Origin of the sequence: Kribbella albertanoniae (genome assembly GCF_004348455.1) — a bacterium.
GTDB lineage: Bacteria > Actinomycetota > Actinomycetes > Propionibacteriales > Kribbellaceae > Kribbella > Kribbella albertanoniae.
Window position 1 is genome coordinate 1 of the sequence record NZ_SMKA01000369.1, and the last position, 7,123, is coordinate 7,123.

At 67.6% G+C, this 7,123-nt stretch carries 8 protein-coding genes; 5 read left to right on the forward strand and 3 right to left on the reverse strand.

Features of this window, described 5'->3' with window-relative positions; all coding sequences use genetic code 11:
* Positions 1 to 187: 187 nt before the first annotated feature.
* On the reverse strand, positions 188 to 1,390 hold the full coding sequence (locus E1261_RS41630; protein WP_132415287.1) for a TerC family protein: 1,203 nt from the start codon (positions 1,388 to 1,390) through the stop codon (positions 188 to 190).
* Between the two features lie 102 nt (positions 1,391 to 1,492).
* Here E1261_RS41630 and E1261_RS41635 point away from each other — a divergent pair, with 102 nt between their 5' ends.
* Both E1261_RS41635 and E1261_RS41640 read left to right on the forward strand, forming a co-directional pair.
* Positions 1,493 to 2,098 carry a TetR/AcrR family transcriptional regulator gene (locus E1261_RS41635; RefSeq protein WP_132415289.1) on the forward strand — a complete coding sequence of 202 codons (606 nt, stop codon included), beginning with the start codon at positions 1,493 to 1,495 and terminating at the stop codon, positions 2,096 to 2,098.
* Positions 2,099 to 2,167: 69 nt separating this feature from the next.
* Positions 2,168 to 3,661 (forward strand): FAD-dependent monooxygenase, encoded by a 1,494-nt coding sequence (locus E1261_RS41640; protein WP_132415291.1) that lies wholly within the window; start codon positions 2,168 to 2,170, stop codon positions 3,659 to 3,661.
* Here E1261_RS41640 and E1261_RS41645 read toward each other — a convergent pair.
* A complete protein-coding gene (locus E1261_RS41645; RefSeq protein WP_132415293.1) occupies positions 3,628 to 4,185 on the reverse strand; it encodes a helix-turn-helix domain-containing protein in 558 nt (185 codons plus the stop codon). The two genes, E1261_RS41640 and E1261_RS41645, sit on opposite strands and share 34 nt — an antisense overlap.
* Before the next feature lie 39 nt (positions 4,186 to 4,224).
* Here E1261_RS41645 and E1261_RS41650 point away from each other — a divergent pair, with 39 nt between their 5' ends.
* On the forward strand, positions 4,225 to 4,740 hold the full coding sequence (locus E1261_RS41650) for a GNAT family N-acetyltransferase (RefSeq protein ID WP_132415295.1): 516 nt from the start codon (positions 4,225 to 4,227) through the stop codon (positions 4,738 to 4,740).
* Here E1261_RS41650 and E1261_RS41655 read toward each other — a convergent pair.
* Positions 4,737 to 5,375, reverse strand: a complete 639-nt coding sequence (locus E1261_RS41655) for a M15 family metallopeptidase (RefSeq protein WP_202875438.1) — start codon at positions 5,373 to 5,375, stop codon at positions 4,737 to 4,739. The genes E1261_RS41650 and E1261_RS41655 overlap by 4 nt on opposite strands.
* 37 nt (positions 5,376 to 5,412) lie before the next feature.
* Between E1261_RS41655 and E1261_RS41660 the strand changes: the two genes are divergently transcribed.
* Positions 5,413 to 6,072, forward strand: a complete 660-nt coding sequence (locus tag E1261_RS41660; protein WP_132415297.1) for a response regulator transcription factor — start codon at positions 5,413 to 5,415, stop codon at positions 6,070 to 6,072.
* On the forward strand, positions 6,069 to 7,123 hold a 1,055-nt coding region (locus tag E1261_RS41665; RefSeq protein ID WP_132415299.1), incomplete at its 3' end, for a sensor histidine kinase. The genes E1261_RS41660 and E1261_RS41665, both read left to right, overlap by 4 nt.

Consider the following 7,123-nt stretch of genomic DNA (forward strand, 5'->3'; position numbering starts at 1 on the left):
ACCCTAGTCCCGCCCGCGCTAACGTCCGAAGCCCCGGAGGCCCGCCCTCCGTTCTTTCGGACGTTGCGTGGATCCGGTGGTTAACGTCCGAAGCGCCGGAGGGGGGCCCTCCGTTCTTTCGGACGTTGCGGGGGTGCGGTGGTTAACGTCCGAAGCGCCGGAGGCCCGCCCTCCGGTTCTTCGGACGTTAGGGCTGGATGTAGCCCTTGGTGTGGTCGGCGTGGAGGGTGGCGTGGGTTTCGGCTACCTGGTGGCAGAGGGCTAGCAACTCCGGCTCGTTCTTTACTTGCTGGCGGGCTTTGGGGCCTAGGGCGACGATGTGGTCGCGGGCGCGGAGGAGGCGGAGGAAGATGCGCTCGCGCTCACCCGGGTCGTCGGTGTACTCGTCGTCCAGGTACGCCGTTGCGTCGCGGCGGATGTGGGCCATCGCGGTCTGGGTCCGCCCGCGGGTGCTGAACAGCGACGCGAGGACGGTGATCACCAGCACGGCCAGGATCACCACCAGCGACAGGCCGGTGCTGATCTCGGCGACCTCGATGTGTTCGCCGTCGTTGATGAACGGCAGGTTGTTCTCGTGCAGCGCGTGCAGGATCAGCTTGGTGCCGATGAACGCCAGGATCACCGCGAGCCCGAAGGACAGGTAGATCAGCCGGTCCAGCAGTCCGTCCAGCAGGAAGTAGAGCTGGCGCAGGCCGAGCAGGCTGAACGCGGTCGCGGTGAAGACGACGAAGACGTTCTGGGTGAGACCGAAGATGGCCGGGATCGAGTCCAGCGCGAACATCAGATCGGTACCGCCGATGGCCGCCATCACCAGCACCATCGGGGTCATCATCCGCTTGCCGTCGATCACCGTGAACAGCTTGTCGCCGACGAAGTCCGGAGTGGTCCGGAACATCCGGCGGGCCAGCCGGACCACGAGGTTCTGGGCCGAGTGCGACTCCTCGGTCTCCGGTTTGAGCATGTTGCCGGCGGTCAGCAGCAGCGCGATCCCGAACAGGTAGAACACCCAGGAGAACGTGTTCAGCAACGCCGAGCCGAGGAAGATGAAGCCGCCCCGGGCGATCAGCGAGAACACGATGCCGACCAGCAGCACCTTCTGCTGATTCTCCCGCGGTACCCGGAAGCTGGTCATGATGATCAGGAAGACGAACAGGTTGTCGACCGACAGCGCCTTCTCGGTGATGTAGCCGGCGAAGTACTCCGACCCCATCGCCGCGCCGCCGAAGATCAGGATCCCGAGACCGAACAGCAGCGCGATCCCGACGTACAGGCCGGACCAGACGGCGGCTTCCCGGATGGTCGGCACGTGCGCGGATCGGACGTGGAAGAAGTAGTCGAACAGCAGCAGCCCGAGAATCCCGAGCAGGGTCAGCACCCAGACGAGCGTCATGGGCCCAGCCAATCACGCCGGTGTCCCCGAAGACTCAACCTCCAAGAAATTTGCCGAAAAGGCATTTTTGCCTAAAAGGCAAGTTTGTGTAGAGTCGGTGACATGACCGAGGGACTGCGGGAGCGGAAGAAGCGGGAGACCCGGATCGCGCTCAGCTGGGCGGCGATCCGGCTGGTCGTCGAGCATGGGTACGGCGCTGTCCGGCTCGAGGACATCGCAGCCGAGGCCGGGGTCTCGTTGCGGACCTTCCGCAACTACTTCAGCAGCAAGGCGGAGGCGATCGCTGCCCGCCAGGTCGAGCGCGGGCTGGCGGTCAACGCGGCGCTACGGGAGCGGCCCGCCGACGAGCCGCTCTGGGACGCCGTCCGAGTTGCCGTCGGCGCGGGGTTCGAGCTGGGTGAGACGGGCGGCGGACTGCAGTTGCCCGACGAGAAGTGGCTGGCCGGCGTCCGCCTGATGGTCACCGAGCCCGCGCTGCAAGGTGCGTTGGCGGGAGCACAAGCGGCCGTCACCGAGGAGCTGACCGCGGTGGTGGCCGAGCGGACCGGGACCACCGGCATCTATCCCCGCCTGGTTGCCGAGGTCATCGGCGCGGCCCAACTGGCCGCGACGCACGAGTGGCTGCACGCTGATCCGCCGCGACCGATGTTCGAGCTGTTCCACGAGGTCCTGGACCGGATCACCGCCGGTCTGCCCGAACCCTCCTAAATCTCCAACCACCAACACCCTGGCCAGCAGCCGGGGTGCTGAGACCTGCCCTCGAAAGGTAGAACCGCCATGGATGCTGACGTCGTCATCGCCGGAGCCGGGCCGAACGGTCTGCTCCTCGCCGCCGAGCTGAGGCTCGCCGGAGTCCGCCCGATCGTGCTCGAGCGCCTCCCCGAACGCAGCAACGAACAGCGCGCCAACGGCCTGGTCGGCCAGGTCGCCCGCGCGCTCGACCGCCGCGGCCTCGCCGAACCCCTCGGCGCCGAGCCCGGCGGCCAGGTCCCGCGACCGGAGTACATCTTCGCTGCGATGCGCCTGCCTCTGCAGCTGATCGAGGACAACCCGATCTACATCCTGCCGTCGCCGCAACAGAAGATCGAGGCCGTCCTCGAGGAGCGCGCACTGGAGCTCGGCGCCGAGCTCAGGCGCGGTCACGAGCTGGCCAACTTCACCCAAGATGCCGACGGCGTCACCGTCGAGGTCGCCGGTCCAGACGGCGCATACGAGCTGCGCGCCAAGTTCCTCGTCGGCGCCGACGGCGGCCGCAGCCGCACCCGCAAACTCGCCGGCATCGACTTCGTCGGCGTGACCAACGACGCCATGGTGTCGCGGACCGGCCACGCCTCCGTCCCTTCCGAGTATTTCGATGAGCAGGCCGGCGTACTGCGGATTCCCGGGTACGGCGACATCCCGCCGTACATGCATCATCGTTCGGACCGGGGTCTGTTCGTGTTCGCGCCGTTCCCGGGCCGCCCGGCCCTGGTGAGCACCGGCGAGTGGGACGAGCCCGGGGAAGGAGAGATGACGTTCGAGGAACTCCAGGCCAGCGTCGACCGCGTTCTCGGCACGCATCTCCCCCTGACCCAGACGTCCGAGTTTGTACGGCGAACTGTCGGCGGCAACACGCGAATCGCCGACCGGTTCCGCGCCGGCCGGGTGATCCTGGTCGGCGACGCGGCCCACGTGCACTCGGCAATGGGCGGCCCCGGACTGAATCTCGGCCTGCAGGATGTCCTCAACCTGGGCTGGAAGCTGGCTGCGGAAGTCCAAGGCCGCGCGCCGGAAGGTCTGCTCGACACCTACGAATCCGAACGCCGGCCAGCTGGTGAGCGCGTGGTCATGCAGACCCAGGCGCAGTCCGCATTGATTGCCCCAGGCCCCGAAGTCACCGCACTCCGGCAGATGTTCGCCGAGCTGCTCACCGAACCCGCGGTCGTCCAGCATGTCGCGGATCTGATCTCCGGCGCGGACATCCGGTACTTCGACGGTCCGCACCCGTTGATCGGTCGATCGGTCCCCGACCTGACCATCGACGGCGTCCGCCTGGCCGAGATCCTGCGCTCGGGCCGGCCGCTACTGCTCGATCTGCTGGACGGATCGCCGTACAAAGCAACTGACGAGGTCGACGTGGTCACTGGTAGCGGCGAACAGCAGATCGCAATGCTGATCCGGCCGGACGGGTACGTCGCCTGGGCTGCCGACGACGCGACCGACCAGGAAGGCCTGCAAGCCGCGCTGAGCAAGTGGTTTCAGGTGCGCGACTTGACCAGGGCGACGACGTAACGACAGGAGGTGTCGGTCGGATTGTGGAAAGTGGTGGGGGCCGGTGCGCCTAGCTGCAGGCAATCGCCCGGGCTCAGCTCATGTACGTCCTGTCCTTCGTGGAACTCCAATCGGCCCTCGAGGATCCACAGCTGCTGACTCTTGAAGATGTAGGCGTCGGCCGGATAGGACACCGAGGCGCCTGCAGGCAGCTCAACCTCGACCAGCTCGAGCGGTCCCTCGGTCACCGGCGACAGGGCCCGGCGCCGGTAGCCGGTGACCGGATCGGTCCACACCGGCTGATCCTCCGCGCGGCGCAGGAGGTCGCCGGTGTTCTCGGCCCGGGCGACCAGCTCGGACAGGGTCATCCCGAGGGCGCCGGAGAGGCGGCCGAGCAGAACCGCGGTCGGCTGGGCCTCGCCGCGCTCAATCTTGCCGATCATCGCGCGAGAGACGCCGGAGCGCTCGGCGAGCGCGTTCACGGACAGGTCCTGGGCGATCCGGGCGGCGTGCACGGTCGCGGCGAGCGAGTCGGAGAGATCCACGGTTGCCACTATAGCGACAGTTGTGGCTACTATCGTTACATGATCAGAGATGCCGGCCTGGAGGACGCCGCGGCCTGTGCGGCGATCTACGCGCCTTATGTCACCGACACCGTGATCACGTTCGAGACCGAGCCGCCAACGCCGCAGGAGATGGGCGCGCGGATCAAGCAGGCGCTGGAGACGCACGCCTGGGTGGTCGTCGAGGACGCCGGGCAGGTGACCGGTTACGCGTATGCCGGTCCGATGAAGCCCAGAGCGGCGTACCGGTGGTCTTGTGAGGTCAGCGTGTATCTGGAGCTCGGGCGGCGTCGGACTGGGGCTGGGCGCGCGCTCTACGAGGCGCTGTTCGAGCGGCTGATTGCGCGGGGGTATCGGACCGCGATCGCGGGGATGACCTTGCCGAACGATGCCAGTGTCGGGCTGCACAAGGCGCTCGGGTTCGAACCGATCGGGACCTATCGCAACATCGGCTGGAAGCTCGGCGGTTGGCACGACGTGGCCTGGAGCCAGCGGACCCTCGCCGTACTGCCGGATCCGCCGGAAGAACCGCGTTAGGACGGCGTCGTCATCGGCGGGCAGTCGCCGCCGGGTGTGGTGACCAGCTCGAAGTGCCAGATCTCGTTGGAGTACGTCTGGCACAGGCCGAACCGGTTGCCCTTGCGGATCAGCCAGTCGTCGGCGTCGGTCGGGCCGATGTCGACGGCGTGACCGGTGACGTGATGCGACTCGTCCGGGTCCGCGACGAATTTGCGCGCCTTCTCCCGGCTGCCGTACTGCTTGATCGCCTTGTCCATCAGCTCGATCTGGTACTTCTTGCTCCGCCACCCGGTGGTCACCTGCATCGGGACGCCGTCCGCCTTCATCGCCAGCTCGGCCTTCTGGACGGCCGCCCGCAGCTTCGGGTCGAGGTTGGCGATCCCGGGCAGGTCGGTGTCGAAGGCGCTGGTCCCCGTCGGCAGCTTGCCGTCCGCGGCGCCGGGGAGTTTGCTGCCGCCGCCGGACTTGCCACGCGGGGTACCGGACGGGGGCGACGTGTCGGACTGGTTGGCGGAGACCGCGGAGCACGCGGCCAGACCGAAACTGGTGACCGCGGCAACGATCACCAGACCGGTGAGAGTGGTGGAACGACTTTCGATCATGCCGAACAGTTCATCTGAGCCGATGTTGCCGGAGCGTCTACGTTTCGGCATACGTTTTCGATACGCCGGGCCTGCTTCAATGGTCGGTATGCGGGTGCTGGTCGTGGAGGACGAGGTCTATCTCGCCGAGGCGATCCGGGCCGGCCTGCGGCTGGAGGCGATCGCGGCCGATCTGGCCTTCGACGGAGACGCGGCGCTGCAGGCGGTCGCGGTGAACGACTACGACGTCGTCGTCTTGGACCGCGACATCCCCGGCCCGAACGGCGACGAGGTCTGCCGGCAGATCGTTGCCCAGGGCATCGGCTGCCGAGTGCTGATGCTGACCGCGGCCGGTGATCTTGACGACAAGGTGACTGGGTTCGAGCTCGGTGCAGACGACTACCTGACCAAACCGTTCGAGCTGCGCGAGCTGATCCTCCGCCTGCGGGCGCTGCTGCGCCGACCATCCGTGGCCACACCGACAGTGATCGAGTACGCCGGGGTCCGGCTCGACCCGTTTCGCCGCGAGGTGTATCGGGACGGCCATTTCGTGAAGCTGACCCGCAAGCAGTTCGCCGTACTGGAGGTGCTGATGACTGCACGCGGTGGGGTGATCAGCGCGGAAACGCTGCTGGAGAAGGCCTGGGACGAGAACGCCGACCCGTTCAGCAACGCGGTTCGGATCACCATTTCCGCCGTACGGAAGCGGCTCGGTGACCCGTGGGTTATCCACACCGTGCCCGGCGTCGGCTATCGGATGGGCGCATGAGCTCGCCGTTGATGACGTGGCGGCCGCGGCTGACCGTCCGGCTGCGGCTGACCTTGAGCTACGCCGGGCTGCTCGTCGTCGCGGGCGGGGTGATGGCGTGCATCCTGTGGCTGGTCTTCCGGATCGTGCCGAACTACCCGTTCACCGCCGCCAACCCGCGCGACGAGCGGCCGGCCCCGACCCGCGGCGAGATTCTCGACCTGACGGTGAGACTGTCGGCGTACGCGATCGGTTTTCTGGCGATCGTCGGTCTGGTCGGCGGCTGGTTCCTGGCCGGGCGGATGCTGAAGCCGCTGCAGGAGATCACCGCGGCCGCCCAGCGCGCATCCACCGGCGCGCTCGATCACCGGATCGGGCTGACCGGGATCCGGGACGAGTTCACCGACCTGTCGGATACGTTCGACGCGATGCTGGATCGGTTGCAGGCGTCGTTCGAGCAGTACCGGCGGTTCGCGGCCAACGCCTCCCACGAGCTGCGCACTCCACATGCCGTGATGAAGACGATGCTGGACGTCGCGCAGGCCGATCCTTCACATCAGGATGTGCCTGAGCTGGTGAAACGCCTGGCCGAGACCAACCAACGCGGGATCGACATCGTCGAGGCGCTGCTCAGCCTGGCCGCGCTGAACAACCGCGAGGTGGAACTCGACCCGGTCGACCTGTCCGCAGTTGTCCGTACGGCGCTCCCGGTGCTGACGTCCGAGGCCCGCGCGGCCGGGATCACCGTGGAGACCGCGCTGGCGGAATCGGTTGTCGAGGGCAACGAGATCCTGCTGCACCAGCTGGTCACCAACCTTGTACAGAACGCGATCCGGCACAACCTCGGCCCCGGCGGCTCAGTCACGCTGGCGCTGTCGCCCGGCCGACTGATCGTGCGCAACACCGGCCCGGTCCTCGACCCCGCCCAGGTCCGCACCTTCGTCGAACCCTTCGCCAAGGACCGCTACGGCGCCGGCCACGGTCTCGGCCTGGCCCTCGTCGCCCGCATCATCGAAACCCACCACGGCACCCTCGACCTAACCCCCAACCCCACCGGCGGCCTAACCGCCAC